Here is a 23,662-nt window from a genome sequence, read left to right on the forward strand (position 1 = left end):
AAAGCCTCTTGATGTATTACTCTCTTTTAAAGTATATTTGTGTATATGAAAAAGCTAAATTCTAAATATTACTTAATTATCTTTTGTGTATTCTATATCCTCTTATTAGGATTAATGGGATTCTATTTTAACCAAGCTATCCGTCTTAAACAAAAAGCTATAAATAGTCTAGCACATGAGAAAATAGATGATTTATTAGAGCAGAGCTCATATAAGAATATGAACCTGAATAAAGAGAGTGAATTATATAAACATTTCTTAGCTCTAAAAAAACAAGAAACAAGTATAGATATTATCAAAGAAAATTATAATCATAATAGTGAATTATTTACTACTAAAGTAGATAGTACCTTTAAAGAATTAGGTTATAAAGTAGCTGCTAAATTCACAATAACGCAGATTACCCTTAATGATAAAAATATAAACTTACTAGACGAACCTTTTACTTTCTTAGAAACAAATGAGAAAGTAGTTCGTCCTCAAAAAATAAATACTTCTGAATGGGAAATCAATGAGACGAGTACTCATGATCAAAATGACAATCATATAGAAGTAGAAAACGATAAGGATTTACATATCACTGTTCATCAAGAAAAGGAGATCGAGGTAGTTAATTATTTAAGTATTGTACTAAAGCAATTACTTCCTTTATTTATAGGTTCTAGCCTTATCTGTATCTTTATTTTAGTGCTTTACTATATCACTTATCGTACCATAAAACACAAAGAAAAAGAGGTGGCTAATCTCTACAATATGGTAGACAATGTCTCTCATGAGTTTAAACTACCTATCGCTACCTTAAAATACGGTTGTAAGAATCTGTCCAAAGAATATGAGTCTCCTACTATTAATCTTCTACTCCGTCAAGTAGATCGATTAGACCGATTACAGAATAGCCTTAACCCTATCCTATCAGATGAAGAAGAGAACTATATAAAAGAAGATGCTTTAGTACTGATAGAGGATCTTCAAAACCTTTATCCTGAAGTATTAATATCAATAGAATGGAGTGCTAAAGACGAACTCAATCTATCTAAAACTAAAATAGAAACTGTACTTCTTAATCTATTAGAAAACAGTATTAAATATGGTGGGACAGAGATTAAATGTATTATCTCTTCAGAAGCTAATCAGTATACTATCACAGTTATGGATAACGGAATGGGAATCGCTAAGGATAAACAGAGTGATATCTTCAAAAAATTCTATAGAATACGTGAAGGCAATATCCATAACACCCAAGGACTAGGTATCGGCTTATACCAAGTACAACAAATAGTAAAATCACTTCACGGAAGTATTAATATAAATAGTAAACTACAAGTAGGGACTACTTTTAAAATCACAATACCTTATGTATAAATTATTATTAGTAGAGGACGATATTGATTATGGTACTGTTATCCAACAGTATTTAGGTATTTGTGGTTTTGAGGTGAAGTGGTTCATTACTCCAGAAGAAGTTATAGAGACTGTAACACAAGAACACTTTGACTTAGCGATATTAGATATTATGCTCCCTCTGAAAGATGGTTTTACCTTATCGAAAGAGATTAATACGGTATTACCTAACTTACCTTTCTTATTCTTAACAGCAAAGAACCAAAGTATTGACCGCTTAATGGGGTTAAAGTTAGGTGCTGATGATTATATCTCTAAAACATGTGATCCTGAAGAACTAAAGCTTCGAATAGAGAATATCTTAAAGCGAACTGCTGTACCAAAGACAGAACAGTACTTATTAGGCAGCTATACTTTTAATCCTATACAGCTAAAGCTTAGTCATCCCTCTGAAACAATACGTCTGACAGAACGAGAGAGAGATCTATTACTTCTACTAATCAGTCATAATGGTGATATTATCTCTCGTGAAGAGATATTACAGAAGCTTTGGCCATCTGCTGATTACTTCAATGGACGTAGCTTAGATGTATTCGTCACTCGCTTGAGAAAATACTTTCAACACGATGAATCAATAAGTATCCTGAGTTTAAGAGGGGTTGGTTTTGAGGTGAACTTATCCCTTAAATAAGCTTGGTACTATAGTAGCAATATAAAAAGGGACTGCGAGTAAGATCACAATCCCTTTACTTATGCTATTTATCTTGAAAACGTTTGAGAAAAGTCTCGTTCAGTTTTCCTTTATCTTTGATTCTGCTTAAAGCTTCTAAGGCTTTCGCTTTATAACTTTCATCCTTAGTATCTTTAAATAATTCGTCTGAAGCAAGTGCATAATTGGCATTAAAGTCATCTAGCGTATTAAAGGTAGTTTGGCACTTATCTAAATATTCTAATCCTGCTTCATACTGGGTATCCGCTATAAAGAGTATTCCCTTCATTAAATATACTTCTTGCTGTCGTTGCTCCGTCCAAGTATTCTCTGTTATATATAACTCTTCTGCAATACTTAGCTTTTGCAATCCATTAGCTATATCTCCTAAAGAAGTAGCAGTAAGTCCTATTCCATAATAGCCATCAGGGTCATTGGGAAAGTCCTTGATCAATTCTTCATATTTCTTTCTCGCTAAGCCAATATTTCCGACTCTTAAAGCTGCTTCTGCTAACTCTTCTTTAAACACTGAATTACTCTTACTAGCTAAACTATCAGCGTAGTAATAATACGTTACTGCAGCTTCGTGTTTATCTTGTTTAGTTAAAGCTACCCCTGTGAAGAAATATGCATCACAAAGTGTTTTATCTCTTTCTATTAAACTAAAAAACACTTTGCCTGCGATATTATAATACTTAGGTGAATTAAGAGCTTCTAAGCCTACTTTATATAATCGTTCTACTTCCACATCATCAGATGGACAACTAAGCGCTAAATCCTCATAAGAATACTTATAAACGGTATTCTGGGCATAAACACAGTTATATGTAAGACACCAAATACTAATAAGTAGAAATACTACAATCTGTAGTTTATCTCTGGTAAACAATCTCACTGGTAGGAGATGCATTATAATATTCATTATTTTCTTGTTCTTTAATACGATCAGTAAACAACACACCATTCAGATGATCAAATTCATGTTGTATAATGACAGCTGTAAAACCTTCTATCACTTCTTGGAAATGTTCTCCACTTAAATCATAGTAAGTAATCTGAATAGCTAAGCTTCTGTAAACTTCTCCATATTCATTAGCAATAGATAAACACCCTTCTTCTCCTCTTCTCAATATTTTAGAATACCATACAATCTCTGGATTAATAAAGAACTCAAATGGTTCTCCTTTTTTATCCATACGTTGCACTAGAAAAACTCTTCTATTAATACCTACTTGTGGTGCTGCTATCCCTACTCCAGGTTTCTCTTCATTGCGAACAGTTTTATACATTCTCGCAATCAGATATTTTAAGTTCTCATCTGTTGGAAGTACTTCTTCACATCTCATTCTAAGCACTTGTTCTTCCACAGGGCTATCCACTTGATAGACATGCATTGGTTCTTCTACAGTACTTTGTTGTATAAGAAGATTTTCTATATCGTTTAACTTGCTGTAAGTATTCATTTTATTTTATTTGACCAGTCAAAAATATAACTTAAATCACATATAAATAAAAAAAGCCCAGAGAATCTCTGAGCTTTTTACTTATGCCGTCTTAGGAAGACTAGAAGGGGCTTGTATTGGTATTACCTCTGGTAGAGCTGGGATAGAATCATTCACAGATTTTACATCTGATCCTTCATCTTCATCCTCGTCATCATCCTTTGCTCCTTGTCCAAATACTTCACTTGCTTTATATCTACCTAACTTAATTTTAAAATCTTCTGCATTACCAGTTATTCTCATTGGTATTCCTATAATACCTAATGGAGGTAATCCTAATCTAAATCCAATATTTAAATCTCCATCTAAACTTACCTGTCCCTCGAAACGTGGTCTAAAACCAGCCATCTTCATTTTAGTTCGTTCAATAGTCATTACATTATCTTTAATAGATGATTTAATATTTACATCAGATAATGTTCCTTTTTCTAAAGATTTAGCATCCGTCTTATCCGCAATAGCTCCTAAAAGTTTAAATCCTTTAAAACTAATATTTGCTAATGACAATGTACCTTGTCCTTCAATACTCTTCATTACAGGGAACATACTACTGTTTAATTTCCCTTTCAAGCTATAATCTAAAGAAACTGTTCCGTAAGCATCCTTCGCCATTGTCACCATTTCTCTAAACAAAGTAATTTCTTTATATGCTCTTTGAATATCAAATTCAGAAGCTTTTAAATGATAACTAAATAATGCACTTCTATAACCTGTTGGTTCATAAGTTCCATTCATAGCAACATTTGTTCCTATCAGATTAAACTTAGTATCTTTCAAATCAATACCACCTTTAGAAACAACTAGATTACCTGTAAAGTTTTCAATATTGTATTCTGTGTATTTAATCTTATCAGCTACTGCATTAAAGGTAATATTGATATCTTTTGGAACTTGAATAACACCTGCATTAGATGTATTTGCTGTTGTGACATTACTAGTTTTATTATTTGCAAACATCATAAATTCATCAACATTCATATAAGGAGTCTGCAGATCAAAGTTCCCTTTTAGGGTATCACCTTTCAGCATATATCCGATTACATTAGTCAAGTACCCATTCATAGAAAACTTAGAACTACCATAAGTAGCTTCAAATTTCTCAAACTTCATCTTTTCTTTATAGAACTTAAACACTCCCTTCTTAATGTGTAATGGTTTAGGAAACATATCAGAAGTCACAGTTATATTGTCTACTTCAAATTTCCCACCATTGTTTAGTTTATCAAAGTCTCCTTTAACAGCATCACTTTGTAATCCACTTAAGAAAAGACTTGTTAATAATCTACCGCGTACATCTATACCGTCTATCTTAAACAACTTATACAAGTTTCCAATATTCAATGTCCCTTTTGACTTCACATTATAATTTAAGTTATTTAAATTATACAAACTAGCAGCTAATTGGAAAGGCTCTCCTGCTATTTTAAAGTCAATTGGTAAGACTTTAATTGTTAGGTCATTTAAAGATCCACGCTTACTCTTAATAATAGTGTGGATTTGAATATTCTCTATTGGTAAGTCTGGTATACGTTTAAATTGAACATATCCGTTGACAAACTTAATCTCAGAATCAATAACAGGGAATAGTTTTCTCTTAGGTTCATATGTTCCCTTTATACTCCCCTTTGCATCAATCACTCCTCTAAGTACAATATCTTCTATAGGTATAAATTCCTTTATATTCTCTAAGTCAACTTTAGCGTCTACATCAGCTTCGATATTATAATCATGTAAATTTTTTAAAAAGACATTACCTTTTATAAAATTACTCATAGCAGATAATGAAATATCAGAAATTCTAACAGAAGTATTTTTATAATTAGAATCTTTAGCTGCTACGTCAAAGTTAAAATTAATAGCTTCTAATGCTTCTGGTAATTGTTCTAATTTAAAATATCCATCTTTTATAGATCCTTTTAAATCGAATTGAGGAATACTAGTGATAGTACTATCTCTATATACCTTACGTAAGGTTCTTCTTTCAACAACACCTTTAGAATAAGTTCCATCAAAAGCACCATCCAAAGCTAATTCACCTCGCATAGCAAATCCTTCAATACCTATTGCTTTTTGAAATAAATCAAGGTTAACTATTGAATTGATCTTTCCTTTTGCATTAATAACAGTCAAGCCCTCGACTTCTGCATTGATATCAGTATGTTTATTATCTAAATCAAAAGCCAACTTATTAATAGATACTATCCCTTTTTCTATATCTAACTTTGGCATTGAATAAGCAAAGTCAAGTTCTACATTTTCTAGAGGTTTACTAACTTGTTTATTTTGTATAAATCCATTCTTTAATTTCAAAGACAAATCAACATTAGGACTTAAAGTATCAACTATAACATATTTACCTTTTAATAAAAACTTACCATTAACATCTCCAGCAAACTTAGTATCATCCAACCAATACTGATACTCTGGTGGTATAACTGATAATAGCTGTTCTAGAGTAGCATTCTCTGTTTTAATATCAAAGAGCATATCATAACCATTCTCTATAAAACCAAAATGTCCTTTAAAATCAACAGGTAAACCTTTAATACGTAAATCATTCTTTTCAAAGACAAAAGTCAAAGACTTTGTATCTACTTTAGTTTGAAGTTTAGCTAAAATAGGTTTTTCTTTCACATAGTGCACACCATCAAAGTTCAGGTCAAAAGAATGAATACTTGCTTTACTAAGTAAATCAAATACATCATCACTCATATTACCTTGTCCAATATAATCAAAATCAGAAGCTATAAAACTCAACTTACTCGCTAAATCATTATATACTATTTCCGCATTATCTATATGAAGTTCATCTATCTTTAATTCAAGACTCTCATCACTTTCTTCTTTCTCATCAGATGGAACAAAAATATCATAGTTTGCTTCTCCCTTTTCTGTAACATTTATGTGCACAATAGGGCTATCTACATATATTCTATTAAAAGACAATTTACCATTTACTATACTAAAGATATCAACACCTAAACTAACCGATTTAGCTTCAAATAAATGATCAGAATACAATGAATCCAATTGTACTCCCTCTATACTAGGGTTAACTACTGTCGCTGTTAATAAAGGGAATCTATTATAAAATGATAGATCAATTTTTTCAAAATCTACATCACCTTTGATGGATTCTTTCATTAATTCCTTTACCTTAACATTTATTTGATCTGCATAAAATACTGGTACAATATACATTAGTGCTAATACTAATACACATAATACTCCAATGCCTATTCCTAATCTAATAAGAACTTTTTTTACAGTTTTCAACATAGCTTACCTAATCTTCAATATGCGTACAAAGTAACATCTTTTTTTCGCAACTTTAACAAACTTAAACAGAAATCTAGTACAACATATTGTCCAATGAAACAAAATACACCTACCCTATATAAACAAAAAAATCCCCAACCTCACACGAGATTGGGGATTTCTAAAGAAAGGCGGCGACATACTCTCCCACTGGTTAGCAGTACCATCTGCGCTAGCGGGCTTAACTTCTCTGTTCGAAATGGGAAGAGGTGAGCCCCGCTGCAATAACCACCTTAAATCGGTTGTTACTTTAACGTAACTAATATTTTTAACTATATTGATATTTTAAACTTAACTATATTTTAGAAAGTTGCCCTCCCCTTGTTAAAAACAAGGGGAGATTCACATAAGCTTACGGGTTATTAGTACTACTCGACTTTGACATTACTGTCTTTACATCTATAGCCTATCAACGTTGTAATCTCCAACGACCCTTTAAAGAAATCTCATCTTGTGGTGGGTTTCGCACTTATATGCTTTCAGCGCTTATCCCTTCCCAACGTAGCTACTCTGCGATGCCCCTGGCGAGACAACAGATGCACTAGAGGTTGGTCCAATTCGGTCCTCTCGTACTAGAATCAGATCCACTCAAATTTCTAACGCCCACAGTAGATAGAGACCGAACTGTCTCACGACGTTCTGAACCCAGCTCGCGTGCCACTTTAATGGGGCGAACAGCCCAACCCTTGGGACCTTCTCCAGCCCCAGGATGTGACGAGCCGACATCGAGGTGCCAAACCCCCCCGTCGATATGAGCTCTTGGGGGAGATCAGCCTGTTATCCCCGGCGTACCTTTTATCCTTTGAGCGATGGCCCTTCCATGCGGAACCACCGGATCACTATGCTCTACTTTCGTACCTGTTCGACTTGTTAGTCTTTCAGTCAAGCTCCCTTATACCATTGCACTCTACGCACGGTTACCAAGCGTGCTGAGGGAACCTTTAGAAGCCTCCGTTACTCTTTTGGAGGCGACCACCCCAGTCAAACTACCCACCAAGCAATGTCCTCCTCAATCAAGGAGTTAGATCTCAAATAAGCAAAGGGTGGTATTTCAACAATGACTCCACAACGCCTAGCGACGCCATTTCACAGTCTCCCACCTATCCTACACATCACTTATCCAAGAACAATACTAAGCTATAGTAAAGGTGCACAGGGTCTTTTCGTCCCACTGCGGGTAATCGGCATCTTCACCGATACTACAATTTCACCGAGCTCATGGCTGAGACAGTGTCCAGATCGTTACACCATTCGTGCAGGTCGGAACTTACCCGACAAGGAATTTCGCTACCTTAGGACCGTTATAGTTACGGCCGCCGTTTACTGGGGCTTCAATTCAATGCTTCTCAACAATAAATCATCGATAACATCTCCTCTTAACCTTCCAGCACCGGGCAGGTGTCAGGCCCTATACGTCATCTTACGATTTTGCAGAGCCCTGTGTTTTTGATAAACAGTCGCCTGGACCTTTTCACTGCGGCCAGCTTGCGCTGGCGACCTTTCTCCCGAAGTTACAGGTCTATTTTGCCTAGTTCCTTAGCCATGAATCTCTCGAGCGCCTTAGGATACTCTCCTCGACTACCTGTGTCGGTTTACGGTACGGGTACTAATAATCTAAGTTTAGAAGCTTTTCTTGACAGCCCTTAGGCACACTATCTCGTTGTCCGAAGACTCAAAGTACTATCGCATTTCTCCAAGTCTGACGCATTTTACTATCAAACCTATAGGTACGTGCTTCAACGAACTATTCCGTCAGTTCGCGGTGCTTTCATCACTGTGTCACTCCATCACAATTATTAGTAGTACGGGAATATTAACCCGTTGGCCATCGACGTCCCCCTTCGGGTGTGCCTTAGGTCCCGACTAACCCTCAGCTGATTAGCATAGCTGAGGAAACCTTAGTCTTACGGCGGGGGTGTTTCTCGCACCCCTTATCGTTACTTATGCCTACATTTTCTTTTCTAAAAGCTCCAGCAATTCTCACAAATCACCTTCTGCGCCGTTAGAATGCTCCCCTACCACTTACGCATTACTGCGCAAATCCATAGCTTCGGTAGTATACTTATGCCCGATTATTATCCATGCTCGATCGCTCGACTAGTGAGCTGTTACGCACTCTTTAAATGAATGGCTGCTTCCAAGCCAACATCCTAGCTGTCTGGGCAATCAAACCGCGTTTTTTCAACTTAGCATACATTTGGGGACCTTAGCTGATGGTCTGGGTTCTTTCCCTCTCGGACATGGACCTTAGCACCCATGCCCTCACTGATGATTATCATTACTTAGCATTCGGAGTTTGTCAGGAATTGGTAGGCGGTGAAGCCCCCGCATCCAATCAGTAGCTCTACCTCTAAGTAACTATCGATCATCGCTGCACCTAAATGCATTTCGGGGAGTACGAGCTATTTCCGAGTTTGATTGGCCTTTCACCCCTACCCACAGGTCATCCGAAAACTTTTCAGCGTTAAACGGTTCGGTCCTCCATTTAGTGTTACCTAAACTTCAACCTGCCCATGGGTAGATCACACGGTTTCGCGTCTACCACTACTGACTAAAGCGCCCTATTAAGACTCGCTTTCGCTACGGATCCATGACTTAATCACTTATCCTTGCCAGCAACGGTAACTCGTAGGCTCATTATGCAAAAGGCACGCCGTCACCCCACAAAGAAGCTCCGACCGCTTGTAGGCGTATGGTTTCAGGATCTGTTTCACTCCGTTATTCACGGTTCTTTTCACCTTTCCCTCACGGTACTGGTTCACTATCGGTCTCTCAGGAGTATTTAGCCTTAGCGGATGGTCCCGCCAGTTTCAATCAAGGTTTCACGTGCCCCGACCTACTCAGGATACCACTATTCTTATCTTCTCTTACCAATACGGGACTATCACCCTCTTCGGTTTACCTTTCCAGGTAATTCTCATTAAATCCGCAAGAAATGTCGTGGTCCTACAACCCCAAAATTGCCGTAACAACTTTGGTTTGGGCTATTCCGCGTTCGCTCGCCACTACTTACGGAATCACTTTTGTTTTCTTCTCCTCCGCCTACTTAGATGTTTCAGTTCAGCGGGTTCGCCTCCTATTAGGATACTATATCTTCAATATAGTGGGTTGCCCCATTCGGATATCTACGGATCAACTCGTGTGTGCCAATCCCCGTAGCTTTTCGCAGCTTATCACGTCCTTCTTCGCCTCTGAGAGCCTAGGCATTCCCCATACGCCCTTATTTTGCTTATGTGCTTACAATTCTTTCGAATCGTACTTTCTATATATTTCTATATCTTTTTATTCTTTCTAACTGTTTTGTTAGTTAAGTTTTATCAATATGTCAATGAACTTATGGACTTTTGTCCTTGTGGAGAATATCGGAGTCGAACCGATGACCTCCTGCGTGCAAGGCAGGCGCTCTAGCCAGCTGAGCTAATCCCCCATAAGTTAGATAGTGTGTTATCTGTGCCTTGTGGGTTGTGGATAACGCAACCTCTAAAATATTCCTTTTTGAACTAGTAAACTAGTAGTCCCGGGCAGACTCGAACTGCCGACCCCTACATTATCAGTGTAGTACTCTAACCAGCTGAGCTACTAGACTCTGTATTACTTAATTCTTTTATTCTTTTTTTTGGTATTAACAGCGAGAGTAAAGTATCATACTTATTAATTATTCTCTAGAAAGGAGGTGTTCCAGCCGCACCTTCCGGTACGGCTACCTTGTTACGACTTAGCCCTAGTTACTAGTTTTACCCTAGGCAGCTCCTTGCGGTCACCGACTTCAGGTACCCCCAGCTTCCATGGCTTGACGGGCGGTGTGTACAAGGCCCGGGAACGTATTCACCGGATCATGGCTGATATCCGATTACTAGCGATTCCAGCTTCATAGAGTCGAGTTGCAGACTCCAATCCGAACTGAGACAAGCTTTGGAGATTCGCATCCTGTTGCCAGGTAGCTGCTTTCTGTACTTGCCATTGTAGCACGTGTGTAGCCCAGGACGTAAGGGCCGTGATGATTTGACGTCATCCCCACCTTCCTCACGGTTTGCACCGGCAGTCTTGCTAGAGTCCCCGCCTTAACGCGCTGGTAACTAACAATAGGGGTTGCGCTCGTTATAGGACTTAACCTGACACCTCACGGCACGAGCTGACGACAACCATGCAGCACCTTGTAAATTGTCCGAAGAAAAATCTGTTTCCAAATCTGTCAATCTACATTTAAGCCCTGGTAAGGTTCCTCGCGTATCATCGAATTAAACCACATGCTCCACCGCTTGTGCGGGCCCCCGTCAATTCCTTTGAGTTTCATTCTTGCGAACGTACTCCCCAGGTGGGATACTTATCACTTTCGCTTAGCCACTCAGTCCGAAAACCGAACAGCTAGTATCCATCGTTTACGGCGTGGACTACCAGGGTATCTAATCCTGTTCGCTCCCCACGCTTTCGTTCATCAGCGTCAATAAATACGTAGTAACCTGCCTTCGCAATTGGTATTCCATGTAATATCTAAGCATTTCACCGCTACACTACATATTCTAGTTACTTCCATATTATTCAAGCTCTGCAGTATCAATGGCCGTGTCCTAGTTAAGCTAGGAAATTTCACCACTGACTTACAAAGCCGCCTACGAACCCTTTAAACCCAATAATTCCGGATAACGCTCGGATCCTCCGTATTACCGCGGCTGCTGGCACGGAGTTAGCCGATCCTTATTCTTACAGTACCGTCAAGTCTCTACACGTAGAGAGGTTTCTTCCTGTACAAAAGCAGTTTACAATCCATAGGACCGTCATCCTGCACGCGGCATGGCTGGTTCAGAGTTGCCTCCATTGACCAATATTCCTCACTGCTGCCTCCCGTAGGAGTCTGGTCCGTGTCTCAGTACCAGTGTGGGGGATCTCCCTCTCAGGACCCCTAATCATCGTCGCCTTGGTATGCCGTTACCACACCAACTAGCTAATGATACGCATGCCCATCTTATACCGATAAATCTTTATTATCAATACGATGCCATATCGATAAACCATGGAGCATTAATCCGAATTTCTTCGGGCTATTCCCCTGTATAAGGTAGGTTGCATACGCGTTACTCACCCGTGCGCCGGTCTCAAAAAAGCAAGCTCTTTCTACCCCTCGACTTGCATGTGTTAGGCCTGCCGCTAGCGTTCATCCTGAGCCAGGATCAAACTCTTCATCGTATATTTTTAATTTCGTAAATTAAAAAAGTATAATCCCAAATCTTGCGATTTGCCTTACTCTCTTATTTGTATGCTGTCAATCCAATATGTTTATGAACATGTCTTCTTATTTCTAAACCTCACTTGTTTTTCAAAGCGAGTGCAAAAGTAAAAACTTATTTCGAATTAGCAAAACTTTTTTAAAAAATATTTTTCTTTATTTTTTCACTAAACTCCCGTTTTTACTGAAGCGGACTGCAAAGATACTACCTTATTTTTTACTTATCCAAATTTATTTTTATAAATTTTTTAAAGCTTATTTTTCAGTCGCTCTTGCTTCACTTTTTGTTTATGATCGTCTGCCTCTAGAGTCGTTATCACTTCTCTAATGCGGATGCAAAAGTAGTATCTTTTCCATTACTTCCAAACTTATCTTTGCCTTTTTTTTAAGGTTTTTGAAAAGTATTTCATAACTCTCTATTATATCACCTTTTACGAGTGAAAGTTTTTTTGTCTTTTTTAAAAGATTATAGCCTTATACAATCTCTATACTATATATACGTAAGGTTGGATGGCGGAATGTATTTAATATTGTACTCTATTGTATATATGTAATAATTGAGAATATGCCTTCATATAGCCTTTCTGTCTATGTATAGATGTTACTTTATCCTATATAAAGGTGTTTTATCTTCCTTTTTATAGTCTCTATACTTATATAGGTATGTATTTTTAGAAGAAAAGCCCCTTATAAAGTACCTATATCCTTGTTTTGAAGAAAAACAGGCACACTTTTTTTATTCTCATATTGAGCAAAAAACAACACAAATAACTGTTTATCAATAAGTAAAGCATATTATCTATACTCTCTTTATAAAAACACAACACTTCCCAATCCCAGTAATAACAAGCCTTTATGCCTACTTCTTCAACACCGCTTCAACATTTCTCCAAGATTACTCTACCTGAGCACCTCTTTCTTGAAACAATATTGAAGAGGTCTTGTCGCACTCTTGAAGAGGGTTAACTTATAGTGGCAATAAAAAAGCCCTAGACTATATAGTCTAGGGCTGTATATGAATATAAAACTATTCTAAAATATTATCTAATCGTAATCGTGCAGTTAGACAGATCTTCTATTATTGCTAAAGATTCTACTCTTACTCCTTGCTCTTCTATTAACTTACGTCCATCTTGAAATGCTTTTTCTATAATGAATCCCATTCCTACTAAATTAGCACCAGACTGTTTTATTAAATCTAGTACTCCTAAAGCGGCATTACCATACGCTAAAAAGTCATCTACAAATAAAACATTGTCTGTAGGCTGAAGAAAATCATTACTTATAACTACATCATACGTTCTATCCTTAGTAAAAGAGTGTATCTGTGTATGTAACATATTCTCCATTGTGCTAGGTTTTTTCTTCTTAGCGAATACCACAGGAAGATTTAATAAATATCCTGTCATAATAGCTGGAGCAATCCCACTAGCCTCAATAGTCATAATTTTATTCACATTAGTTCCTGCAAATCTTCTTACGAATTCTACTCCAATAGATTTCATTAGTACAGGATCCATCTGATGGTTGATAAAACTGTCTACTTTTAAAATTCCTCCTTCAAAACATCTTCCATCTTGCAAAATTCTCTCTCTTAATAATTCCATATATGTTGTGTTGTATAATTATAAAATGAAAAGGACGACTAAACTTCCTTTGAAAATTGCAAGCGAATTTACGCATAATCCTTTTATCCCTATCCTAGTTCCTTTAAATTCTTTACTCAAGCAAGAAAAAACAGCCTCTATTCTTATATTAATTTATACCATCCTCTTAAAACTACGTCTTAACACAAAAATCACTACAATAAAAATAGCCCAATCAATCAAAGCACTTGCCCAATAAATACCATTAATCCCAAAAATACGGGGCACAACTAACATAATAGGAACATACAACACTAGCTGTCTAAAAAGCGCAACCAAACTAGCTGGCCTCGCATTCTCTACAGATGGAAACCAAACCATCCCCATGAATATAGCTGGCAACACTAACAAAACACTCATATAGACACGAAAATTCATCAATTGATCTATTGAAAATAGTTGGTTTGGTATCATTAAGGATAAGACATCCTGAGGGAAAAACATTACTAAACACCAGAAGGGTAATAATAGTCCTACTCCAGTCCAAGTAAATAACACATACGATCGCTTAGTACGAACATAATTCTGGACACCATAATTCATCCCTGCTACTGGCTGAAGTGCACGCATCAATCCGAACATAGGTGTACACAATAATAAATAAAAACGATTAACAGCAGTAAAGAAGGTAATGTCACTATCTGTACCATACTTAGACAAGGCATTAAAAATGACTATATTCTGAATGACAACCATAACCATCATAATCATGGCAGGCATTCCTAGCTTAATAATAAGTCTAGTAATCTGCTTATCATTAAAAAATGACCAAACATTAGTCTTAAAAGATGATTTAGAAAAATGATAATACCCTACACCTAGAATAGTATAAATAATCATCGATACATTAGTAGCCCAAGCAGCACCTACTACCCCACCTCCTAATGTAGAAATAAAAATAGGCTTAAGTACTATATCGATTATTAACCCTATCGCTATCATTAGAGCCGCAGTCTTCATCTTTCCTTCTGCGCGAATCATCATATTCAATGCTAAACCATGTACCCAAAAGAAAGTACCTAATAGAATAACCTTATAATACTGAGAAGCTAAAATAGCTATCTCTCCTCTGCCTCCCATTAAATAGATTAGTTCATCAGCAAAAATATAGGCAGGAAGCATAAAAGCCACGGAGAATAAAATACTAAGAAAATTAACTGAACCTAAACATCTAGCCAGATTACTCTGATCATCTGCTCCTATCCAAATACTAATAGCGGCACCTGCACCCGTGCCTATAAGGCTACCGATAGCTTGTCCAATCTGTGCTAAAGGAAAAGCTATCCCAACAGCTGCCAATGCTGTATCATTAATCAGGTGCCCAACAAAGACACCGTCTAAAAAGTTATTTAACCCAAATAAGACCATCGCTATAATAGCTGGCCAAGACATCTGCCACATCACATTAGGCAAATTGCCTTTTAAAATCAATTGTTTCTGTTTATCCATATTTATAAGCGAATGATTTAATAATTCTCACTGATAAACATTAGAAACAAGGATAAGAAGCTCTCTCTCTTTACAACTTAGTCGCTTTTAGAATAACAAATGGACGCACAACAGCTTGTCCCAGCTTATTAGTTGTATTCTCCATATACTGCCATTGTTCTATATTATAGAAACCGATATTAGTCAATAAACGAATAAGCCACTCTGTCTTATGAAAATGGAAGACTTCTTCTGTAGCGAAAGCTTGTTTTAAAGCAAAGTCCTTCTGAATATACGATAAAGTTAATTGGCCTTCTGAACGTAAAATACGATATATCTCTTGAAAATACTTATTTGGCTCTTCCCAAAAATAAATAGTGTTGATCGAAAAGAAACCGTCAAAAGATTTGTCTTCAAAATCCATTCTTCCTGTATCATTCCCTAAAGACAATTTGACTTTACTTTCTTTTATTAGCTCTTTATTGAATTCGGTTGCTTCACTTAACATGACATCAGATAACTCAATCCGTTCATAACTCAAACTTTTTTCTTTAGAAAACAAATATGGCAAATGGCGACCATTACCAAATCCTAATTCTAGAATATGCATCCCTGCTTTAATGTTTAAGCGGTCAATAGTTTTATAAATCATATTGCTATTGGATGCATACATCCTATTTCCAACCCTAACTCCATCATCTCCACTAGGACATCTAAGCTGTTTTGCTAATTCAATATTATCCATTGGCTCCATATACTATAAATTTTGACCAAATATAGTTATTTAGAATTAATCTTAATAATTATATTTGTGCAAATTTCCTTCATGTAACTAAAATAGTTGTTACCTTAAAAGGAATAAACTTTACGCAAAACGGATTATTATGGAAATGATCATTAAGGACATCAATACAAAAGAGATCTTACTAGAGAAAAGATATCAAACTTTATACTCAGAAACAGCTAATCTAGATAAATGTAAGACCATACGTATCCAAAATGATATAGTAGAAAATAAAGTAACGGAGTACTATAATCAGAATTCTATTCTAATCTTCGGGATGATGAATATAAAAAAGGATATCTCTATAGAGATGTATACAGATGAACCATTCTATGAAATGCACTTTTGTCTAAATGGTAGATCAGCTTTTAATTCGACTTACAACAATGTAAAGTTTAATAAAAATCAACACAACCTATATCTACAAAAAGAACTACAAGGTACTTTTAAACAAAATGAAAACAGCAATGAATATCTGGAAGTACTATTCCCTCAAGAGCATGTGGACTCCTTAGTTAATCAATATGAAGGTCTGATCCCTTCTATCAATAAAACAAATAACCAATTGTTTCAAAATAATGCTGTAGTAAACACAGAGATAAAAACAGTTCTTACCGAAATCTATAATACAAATAGAACTGGTGTCATGAAACAATTATACTTAGATGTAAAGAGTAAAGAATTACTCTTATTACAATTCGAGCAATATATACGCTTAAAGTCCAATAAAGGTTTGACAAAAATATCTCTATCTGATAAACAAAAACTGGCAGAAGCTAAAGAACACATAGAACAAAACTATCAAGACCCTCTGAGTTTATCAGAACTTGCACTAGAAGTGGGATTAAATGATTATAAACTAAAGAAAGGCTTCAAAGAGGTCTACAATACTACAGTATTCGGATATGTGTATCAATTAAGAATGGAATACGCTCATAAATTATTGCGCAACACAACTATACCTATCAAAGAAATAGCTCACTACTGTGGATATGAGCATGTACAACACTTCACTTCGGCCTTTAAACGTATGTATCAAACTACGCCAGCTAAATACAGAGAGGCTTAGAATTTCTTCTTTAAGGGGCTTATCAAATTTCTTTTGAAAGCTCTGATTTCCTTTTTAGGATATGGTAGTTTAGTGATATCAACATCTCCTACCCCTTGAACTCTAACCATAATCTCAAGAAGAGTAATTTTGGCTCTAGTGTTATCTTGTGTGATGACAAACTTAACTAAATTAGACTGATAATAAACACTATCTCTCTTCTCCTCTTCTATATCTAGTAATCTACCTAGTACATATTGATCATTTAGTTCATAATGTATCAAATTATTAACCGAGTCAATTACAATAGGTCTTTGAACAGGAGTAAGTTTATTATTCCACTCCTGCACTTTTTCTACTTGAACTTCATTTAATTTTTGAATCAGTTCTCTCTTCGTTCCCTTAAAATAATACTCTTTGTTCTGAATAGGATAAAAAGTAGATACTTTAGGAATCTGAGAAGTTGCCATAAAAGAAAAAATAGAAAGATAAATCACTCCTACTTTGGCACTGCGATATGATCTATGGATAGTTATATTATTAAATACATAATAGGACAACAACACACTGACTAAAGCCATATAGTCAGTATAGTCAATTACCCGTCCGATAGATAATCCAAAACCATTAAGCCATGATAACACAGGGGTAGATAAAGGACTTTTAAACCATATAAACAATAACACTGTACTTATATGAATACCTTTAGTATATTTTGGGAAAAAGGCAGACCAAAAAAACGGGAAGATAAATAGTCCTGTAAAATCTGATAGTTTGCCCGTTATCACATTAGAAAACTGTTCTTTCAGCCAAAAATCATTACACAGAAGCAAGGCTAAGCATACTAAAAATAAAGGATGTAGAATCTTATTAGAATGTGTTACTATAGGCATCATAGACAGATTAAAAACTTAAAAGTAATAAAAAAACCCCAAGAGCGACAATCTTGGGGTTTTCTAACAAAAATAAACTAACAACTCAATAAACAACAAATACTTGAAGTACTGTATGATTACATTGAATCACATACATAACCTGCGACAACAAATAGTTATGTAATATTATTAATTACCTTAATAGGCTATATTCAAATCTTGGGTATCCACGTTCACCTTTTTCATTCATAAAGCTCAATACACGCATCTTATAGTAGTTGCCTTTTGAATCTTTAATTACGTAAAAGATATTAGTAAATAATTTTTTATCATTCGCTACATCTCTCCATGTACCACCTATAGTACGCAAGTCTAAAGACAGTGCTCCTTTATCTACATCAGCTAAAGAGAAATTCTTATACATTGTTTTATCCTTCTCAGGTATTGTAACTTTATAAGCAGTAACACCCGCATATCTATTATTTACAATAAAATCTGAATAACCATAAGAACCTTTAGGATCTCCATTTTGATCAACTGTATTTGTAAATACTGTGAAGTTCAAATCCCACTTTTGTTTAGTTGGTTCAACATTAACAATATTGTTAGTATCGAAACTAAAGAAAACAAAATTATAAGCTGGCTTCTTCTCTATATATACTTCTTTATGTGTACTATCATTTAAATCTGCATACTGCAGTAGGTAACCTTGATCTTTTCTTAGTATTCTAATCTTCTTCCATCCTCTTGTATCACCAGTTACATTTACAGAACCCGCAGCAACACTAGAAGTACCAGGTTTAAAACCTAAGTTTACTAAATAAACTTTATTATCATCTGCATTAAGCTTAACTTCCTTAATCGCTGTAGCTGTAAGATCTCCAATAGGAGCATCAATATAAGCAACATTGGCAGGGTCAAACGTTCCTATCTGTACTTGAGTTTTTAAACTCGTTACATCACTTTCTCTCACTTTATCAATATCTGTACTTGATAAAGCACTTGTAGCCATATAAATAGATCCGTTCAATTTAACTCTAAACTCTTTATCTGCATAAAATGCTAAGTCCCAAGAATCACGTTGTACAGGATACATTGCCTTTCCTCCTAAATCAACATATACTTGCTTTGGTTGGCTTGGTCCACCAATAGGAGGTGTTAACACTCCTCCAATAGCAGTATCAAAACTAACCACCATCACATTATATCCTTGTATCTTAGGTTCTTTAGCACTATAATTCACCTTATATACATCAAACTGAACTGTCTTATCAGAACTATCATAAGGATAGATTAAGTTATTGAACATAAAAGAAACCTTGCGTTCCCCTTTTGCAAAAGGAACTGTTACAATTCCTTCTTTAGCACCAGGCAGCGTATTAAAATCTACATCATACTTAGCATTAATACCTGACACCTTTAACTCAATACTTCCGTCAACTGTAGCTGGTTCAGAAAATATTATAAATAACTCTTTATTATCTTTTATCTCTCCGTAGCTGATTGACTGTTCTTCAAATGCAACAATAAAATCTCTTACATCCCCATTACCATTCTTAGAATCCTTTTCACATGAAGTCATCATAAAAAAAGAACAAAGAATAATTCCTATATGTCTTAAACTCTTCATCATTATTAAAATCCTAATTTATATTGTAGTTTCACAAAGAAGCTTCTTCCATACCCTAAAGGTTGTGTTGCATTACCAGAACTATGTGCTGTACCAGAACTAGTCGTAGAAGTCAATGCTTTTACATCAAATACATTTCGAACACCTATAGTAGCAAATAACATATTCTTTAAGAATGGCTGACGAACACTAATGTCCATCCAAGAATAACTCTGTTGTTTACCTTTAATATAATACTCTCCAAATAAATCGGTCTCCATCTTATACTTATATTCTTCTCCATTAAACTTATAATAAAGAGAGAAAATAGTCCCAAGAGAAGGTAATTTATAACTAACATTAGCTGTCACCTCAGGAGTGTATAAGAATTTGTCTGTATCATTAGGAGCTCCATATATTTGCTGAGCTGATCCAGAGTATGTAAATCCTAATCCCACATCTAATGTTCTCCAACGCATTTGATTTAAAAATGTAAAACCAATATTTCTATAACGATTTACATTGTGATATTTAAACTTTAATCCATCAGGATCAACAACCTGAATTACATCAATTTTATCTTGAACATTAAGAATACGTCCTGTCATGCTTGTGTTAAACTCTAAGTCATCACTTAACTCTACTGCTTTCTTAATATTTAAAAAGAACGTCTTTCCTTTTTCAGGATTCAAATTAGGATTCCCCTGTAAGTCGTGATTTACATCTACAAAATAAGTGTATAGTTCTTCATAGTTTGGCAAACGAGGTGAAGTTCCCACTGTAGCACGTACTTCATAATCACCAGGTAATACATACTTAAGCATTAAACTCATAGCATGCTGACTATCGAATGTATTAGAAGTCATTAAACGATATCCTGGTCGAATCATAAACTTAGGAAGTACATCTATCTCTGAAGATGCATAAAAATCATAACTCCCTAAAGATTTACTTTGAGAAGATTCACCAAGTGATTCACTCATCGAAGAATATCCTTTACTATTCGCTACTTCATACCCTACTTGGAATTTAGCACGTTCCCATTTTATAAAATCACTAAAGGTACCACGTGAGAAAAACACTTCTCTACTCTCACTTTTGAATTTATTTCTATCAAATTTCTCATCATACTTAATACGATACCTGTAAGAGTCATTCTCACGCTCTTGCTTCTGATAAGAAAAAGATAAATCAAAACGAAGAATATCCTTAAGCTTCCCTGATGTATTTAATATATTAGACCATCTTTTTGTATTTATTATACGATCTTTAGCTATAGGATCTATAGTTTCAAATACAGGATCTTCATTGATATTAAAGGTCTTGTTATAATCTTTCATTCTCTCATCAAAGTATTCAAACTTATAGAATACACGATAAGATTTATGGTGATAATTCAAAAGAGCCTTTACATTATTTTGATTCTTTGGCAACCATTCATGTCCTCTTTTATCTTCGTCTCCATAATAGGTTAGTCCTTTTCTATCATTATACCAACCTTTAAAGTCATTATGAGTATAACTTACACTTGCGTATAAATTATCATTTATATTATGTCCAATCGTTAATCCTTGGATATGCTTTCCTTTATTTTTTAAATCATACTCATTACCAACAGTCTCTTCTTGTGTAAAGAAGTTCACATTCCAATCGTGAATATTATTCTTCTTGGTAATAATATTAATAATTCCAGTCACTGCATTCGCTCCATAGTCAACCCCCATTGCCCCTTCGACAATTTCTACTTGTTCGATATCATCTAGATTAATCTGAGTAAGATCCGTATTATTACCAAATCCCTCATCAGATATCATAGGAACATTATCAACTAATATTGTAAAATACTGAGCATCTAAACCAAACATTTTCACAGAAGACCTACCAGTACCTGCATTAGGTAAAATAGATATATTCATTACCTGATTTAAAGCATCTGCTAAAGTCACAGCTCCGAGATTCTCTAAACGTTGTCTATTCAAAACAGTTACATTATTAACTGCTTTATTAATAGACTGTGGACTGTACTGTCCAGAGATCACAATTTCTCCTAGATTAGCATTAGGTGGCGCGATTGTATCTTGTACTTGAGCAATACTCAAAAGTGGCAATGCACAAAAAGCACTCAGTACAAATATGGTATTACGCTTCATTTATCTTTAATTATTTTTTATTTAGATAGATTCTCGATTGCAAAGATAGAAAAATATCTTATTTAAAATGAATTTAAATAATTATTTTCAGAATAAAAAAACGAAGCGAATGCTTCGTTTTTTTATATAACAACCAATGTATCCTTATTTTTTTGGTAAAAACACCTCTGCCATCATACAGCGAGCACTTCCTCCACCACAAGCTTCAATTGTATCTAAGCTACTGTGTAAAATCGGACAATGCTTTTCGATTGCCTTAATCTGATTAGCGTCTAAACTATTAAAAGCCTGAGTAGACATTACTAAATAACGTTGATCGTTTGCTCCTTTTACTTGTAACATATTACCAGCAAAATTATTAACTTGTTCTTCAGTAATAGTAATAACTTCTTTTCCTGTGCTCTTTAAACTATTTAAAACAGTTTTTCTCTCTTGTTTATCATCAATACAATCTGCACAAATTACGGCAAATGTTTCAGCTAAACACATCATAACATTAGTGTGGTAGATATGCTTTCTTTCTCCATCTACTGTTTGAAACGCTTCAAAAATTACTGGATCTGTCTCAAAATCCTCACAAAACTCAATAACTAAACCTTCATCAGCACGTGGTGATAATGCACAATACGTCTTCTCATTAGCTCTGTCTAACAATAAACTTCCTGTACCTTCTAAGAATAAATCATCTTCTTCTGCCGATGTATAATCCCATATATCATCATCGATTTCAAAACCTTCTTTCTCCAAGATATCAAATATATCCTCTCTTCTCTCCAGTCTTCTATTCTCAGCAAACATTGGGTAAAGAACTACTTCTCCACTTTCGTGAAAAGAAATCCAGTTATTTGGAAAAATACTATCTGGCGTATCAGGATCTACAGTATCTTCTACTACAATAACATTAACTCCAACAGCTCTTAATTTTTCTACGAAAGCATCAAATTCTTGTTGCGCTTTTGCATTAACTGTAGCAGGAGTTGTATTATCAAGTACTTTTTGATAATAGTTATTTACCGCAGTTTGTTCGTTCATACGAAACGCCACAGGGCGAATCATTAATATTGTATTAGTAGTTTGATTCATAACATATATTTTAATCACGTATCAAAGGTAATGTAGAACATCTTAATAACCCCTCTTGTTTTGCAATTTCTGCATAAGGAATCTCTTCTACAACGAAATTATTTTCTCTTAACCAATTATTCAGTCTTGTGAAATTACGTTCAGACACAATAACTTCTGGGCTAATAGAAAATACATTCGAAAACATATGATACATTTCTTCTCTTTCAATGTGGAATAAGTTGTCTTTACCGAAAATTTCAACTAATTGATAGTATTCTTTCTCATCATAAAAACCACCTTTATAGATTATTCCTTTATCATTTCCGATTGGTTGAAAACAACAATCTAAATGCAATGCATTATCACGTGGTTCTGTTCTAGACTTCACCAAGTCAAATGATAAAACTGTTTTATTAGGGAATAATTCTTTAATAAAATCAACACCTAGTTGATTTGTTCTAGCTGTAATATATTCTTTATAATCTGGACGCTTGTAGCTTCCTATAAAAATATAATCATTCCATGGCATTACGTCTCCTCCTTCAAAGTGTACTTCTTCTGGAGCAGAGATTATAGATGCAGGATTAATTTGATCTAACACATACTGAATTGCATGTAATTCACGATCTCTATCTGGTAGGATATTCGCTTTAATGAATTTATCTTCAATCACAAATCCAATATCACGCGTAAAAATTTGATTGTAGTCTTCAATGATTTCAGGTCTATACACCTTTACATCATATTTTTCGAATACTTTATTAAAAGCATCCATTTCTTGAATCATGTCAGATTCTACAGGATAAGTACCTGCTTTAATATGCTCCAACGACTTTGGGTCGTAAGCTTCTTCTACTGTAGGTGTGGGTCCGATACTATTAGCTGTACCTAGGACCACAGCCCGCAATCTCGAGGTTTCATTCTTAACGTTTAACTTAAGCATAAATATTGATTTTCCACAAA

14 protein-coding genes, 2 tRNA genes and 3 rRNA genes are annotated in these 23,662 nt (G+C 35.2%); 3 read left to right on the forward strand and 16 right to left on the reverse strand.

The genetic code is table 11. From position 1 onward, the window contains the following. Positions 1-45: 45 nt before the first annotated feature. Together MPR_RS15160 and MPR_RS15165 are read left to right on the forward strand one after the other, a co-directional pair. A complete protein-coding gene (locus MPR_RS15160; protein WP_041893985.1) occupies positions 46-1,362 on the forward strand; it encodes a sensor histidine kinase in 1,317 nt (438 codons plus the stop codon). Continuing rightward, positions 1,355-2,032, forward strand: a complete 678-nt coding sequence (locus MPR_RS15165) for a response regulator transcription factor (protein WP_041893987.1) — start codon at positions 1,355-1,357, stop codon at positions 2,030-2,032. Before MPR_RS15160 ends, MPR_RS15165 begins: the two co-directional genes overlap by 8 nt. Positions 2,033-2,096: 64 nt before the next feature. Here the strand turns inward: MPR_RS15165 and MPR_RS15170 are convergent, their stop codons facing one another. From MPR_RS15170 to MPR_RS15220, 11 genes are all read right to left on the reverse strand, one after another. Continuing rightward, positions 2,097-2,972, reverse strand: coding sequence for a tetratricopeptide repeat protein (locus MPR_RS15170; protein WP_235280460.1), 876 nt, complete (start codon positions 2,970-2,972; stop codon positions 2,097-2,099). Next, positions 2,923-3,513 carry a peptide deformylase gene (gene def / locus MPR_RS15175; protein ID WP_041893989.1) on the reverse strand — a complete coding sequence of 197 codons (591 nt, stop codon included), beginning with the start codon at positions 3,511-3,513 and terminating at the stop codon, positions 2,923-2,925. The genes MPR_RS15170 and def overlap by 50 nt, the downstream gene beginning before the upstream one ends. Positions 3,514-3,594: 81 nt before the next feature. Beyond that, the gene (locus MPR_RS15180; RefSeq protein WP_041893992.1) at positions 3,595-6,831 is read right to left on the reverse strand and encodes an AsmA family protein; all 3,237 of its coding nucleotides are present in this window, start codon (positions 6,829-6,831) and stop codon (positions 3,595-3,597) included. Positions 6,832-6,996: 165 nt separating this feature from the next. After that, positions 6,997-7,106, reverse strand: a 5S ribosomal RNA gene (rrf, locus tag MPR_RS15185). Between the two features lie 106 nt (positions 7,107-7,212). Beyond that, positions 7,213-10,105, reverse strand: a 23S ribosomal RNA gene (locus tag MPR_RS15190). Positions 10,106-10,223: 118 nt separating this feature from the next. Continuing rightward, positions 10,224-10,297: transfer RNA gene (locus MPR_RS15195), tRNA-Ala, on the reverse strand. Between the two features lie 85 nt (positions 10,298-10,382). Further along, a tRNA-Ile gene (locus MPR_RS15200) sits at positions 10,383-10,456 on the reverse strand. Between the two features lie 80 nt (positions 10,457-10,536). Beyond that, positions 10,537-12,054 (reverse strand): 16S ribosomal RNA (locus tag MPR_RS15205). Together the 16S, 23S and 5S rRNA genes with 2 tRNA genes alongside form the textbook arrangement of a ribosomal RNA operon. Positions 12,055-13,134: 1,080 nt before the next feature. Next, positions 13,135-13,701, reverse strand: coding sequence for a xanthine phosphoribosyltransferase (xpt, locus tag MPR_RS15210; protein ID WP_006259458.1), 567 nt, complete (start codon positions 13,699-13,701; stop codon positions 13,135-13,137). Positions 13,702-13,854: 153 nt separating this feature from the next. Then, the gene (locus MPR_RS15215; protein WP_041893995.1) at positions 13,855-15,189 is read right to left on the reverse strand and encodes an MATE family efflux transporter; all 1,335 of its coding nucleotides are present in this window, start codon (positions 15,187-15,189) and stop codon (positions 13,855-13,857) included. 70 nt (positions 15,190-15,259) lie between these two features. Then, a complete protein-coding gene (locus MPR_RS15220) occupies positions 15,260-15,922 on the reverse strand; it encodes a class I SAM-dependent methyltransferase (RefSeq protein ID WP_041893997.1) in 663 nt (220 codons plus the stop codon). A 130-nt stretch (positions 15,923-16,052) separates the two neighbouring features. Between MPR_RS15220 and MPR_RS15225 the strand changes: the two genes are divergently transcribed. Continuing rightward, positions 16,053-17,021: a helix-turn-helix transcriptional regulator gene (locus MPR_RS15225; protein WP_041894001.1), complete on the forward strand. Its 969-nt coding sequence runs from the start codon at positions 16,053-16,055 to the stop codon at positions 17,019-17,021. Here MPR_RS15225 and MPR_RS15230 read toward each other — a convergent pair. From MPR_RS15230 to MPR_RS15250, 5 genes are all read right to left on the reverse strand, one after another. Next, positions 17,018-17,896: a hypothetical protein gene (locus MPR_RS15230; protein WP_041894004.1), complete on the reverse strand. Its 879-nt coding sequence runs from the start codon at positions 17,894-17,896 to the stop codon at positions 17,018-17,020. The genes MPR_RS15225 and MPR_RS15230 overlap by 4 nt on opposite strands. 172 nt (positions 17,897-18,068) lie before the next feature. Further along, positions 18,069-19,508 carry an HmuY family protein gene (locus MPR_RS15235; protein ID WP_041894007.1) on the reverse strand — a complete coding sequence of 480 codons (1,440 nt, stop codon included), beginning with the start codon at positions 19,506-19,508 and terminating at the stop codon, positions 18,069-18,071. Positions 19,509-19,510: 2 nt separating this feature from the next. Then, the gene (locus tag MPR_RS15240) at positions 19,511-21,634 is read right to left on the reverse strand and encodes a TonB-dependent receptor plug domain-containing protein (protein WP_041894010.1); all 2,124 of its coding nucleotides are present in this window, start codon (positions 21,632-21,634) and stop codon (positions 19,511-19,513) included. Positions 21,635-21,778: 144 nt separating this feature from the next. Next, on the reverse strand, positions 21,779-22,717 hold the full coding sequence (gene ctlX / locus MPR_RS15245) for a citrulline utilization hydrolase CtlX (protein WP_041894013.1): 939 nt from the start codon (positions 22,715-22,717) through the stop codon (positions 21,779-21,781). Positions 22,718-22,727: 10 nt separating this feature from the next. Further along, complete coding sequence (locus MPR_RS15250; RefSeq protein ID WP_041894015.1) at positions 22,728-23,642, reverse strand: dimethylarginine dimethylaminohydrolase family protein; 915 nt, start codon at positions 23,640-23,642, stop codon at positions 22,728-22,730. Positions 23,643-23,662: the final 20 nt, after the last annotated feature.

Origin of the sequence: Myroides profundi (assembly GCF_000833025.1) — a bacterium.
Taxonomy (GTDB): domain Bacteria; phylum Bacteroidota; class Bacteroidia; order Flavobacteriales; family Flavobacteriaceae; genus Flavobacterium; species Flavobacterium profundi_A.

What these genes read in the sequence shown, in the direction of transcription:
- MPR_RS15220 (WP_041893997.1), bottom strand. Translation starts at nt 15,922, where the DNA reads ATGGAGCCAATGGATAATATTGAATTAGCAAAACAGCTTAGATGTCCT.
- MPR_RS15235 (WP_041894007.1), bottom strand. Translation starts at nt 19,508, where the DNA reads ATGATGAAGAGTTTAAGACATATAGGAATTATTCTTTGTTCTTTTTTT.
- MPR_RS15215 (WP_041893995.1), bottom strand. Translation starts at nt 15,189, where the DNA reads ATGGATAAACAGAAACAATTGATTTTAAAAGGCAATTTGCCTAATGTG.
- MPR_RS15225 (WP_041894001.1), top strand. Translation starts at nt 16,053, where the DNA reads ATGGAAATGATCATTAAGGACATCAATACAAAAGAGATCTTACTAGAG.
- ctlX (WP_041894013.1), bottom strand. Translation starts at nt 22,717, where the DNA reads ATGAATCAAACTACTAATACAATATTAATGATTCGCCCTGTGGCGTTT.
- MPR_RS15170 (WP_235280460.1), bottom strand. Translation starts at nt 2,972, where the DNA reads ATGAATATTATAATGCATCTCCTACCAGTGAGATTGTTTACCAGAGAT.
- xpt (WP_006259458.1), bottom strand. Translation starts at nt 13,701, where the DNA reads ATGGAATTATTAAGAGAGAGAATTTTGCAAGATGGAAGATGTTTTGAA.
- MPR_RS15180 (WP_041893992.1), bottom strand. Translation starts at nt 6,831, where the DNA reads ATGTTGAAAACTGTAAAAAAAGTTCTTATTAGATTAGGAATAGGCATT.
- def (WP_041893989.1), bottom strand. Translation starts at nt 3,513, where the DNA reads ATGAATACTTACAGCAAGTTAAACGATATAGAAAATCTTCTTATACAA.
- MPR_RS15230 (WP_041894004.1), bottom strand. Translation starts at nt 17,896, where the DNA reads ATGATGCCTATAGTAACACATTCTAATAAGATTCTACATCCTTTATTT.
- MPR_RS15160 (WP_041893985.1), top strand. Translation starts at nt 46, where the DNA reads ATGAAAAAGCTAAATTCTAAATATTACTTAATTATCTTTTGTGTATTC.
- MPR_RS15250 (WP_041894015.1), bottom strand. Translation starts at nt 23,642, where the DNA reads ATGCTTAAGTTAAACGTTAAGAATGAAACCTCGAGATTGCGGGCTGTG.
- MPR_RS15240 (WP_041894010.1), bottom strand. Translation starts at nt 21,634, where the DNA reads ATGAAGCGTAATACCATATTTGTACTGAGTGCTTTTTGTGCATTGCCA.
- MPR_RS15165 (WP_041893987.1), top strand. Translation starts at nt 1,355, where the DNA reads ATGTATAAATTATTATTAGTAGAGGACGATATTGATTATGGTACTGTT.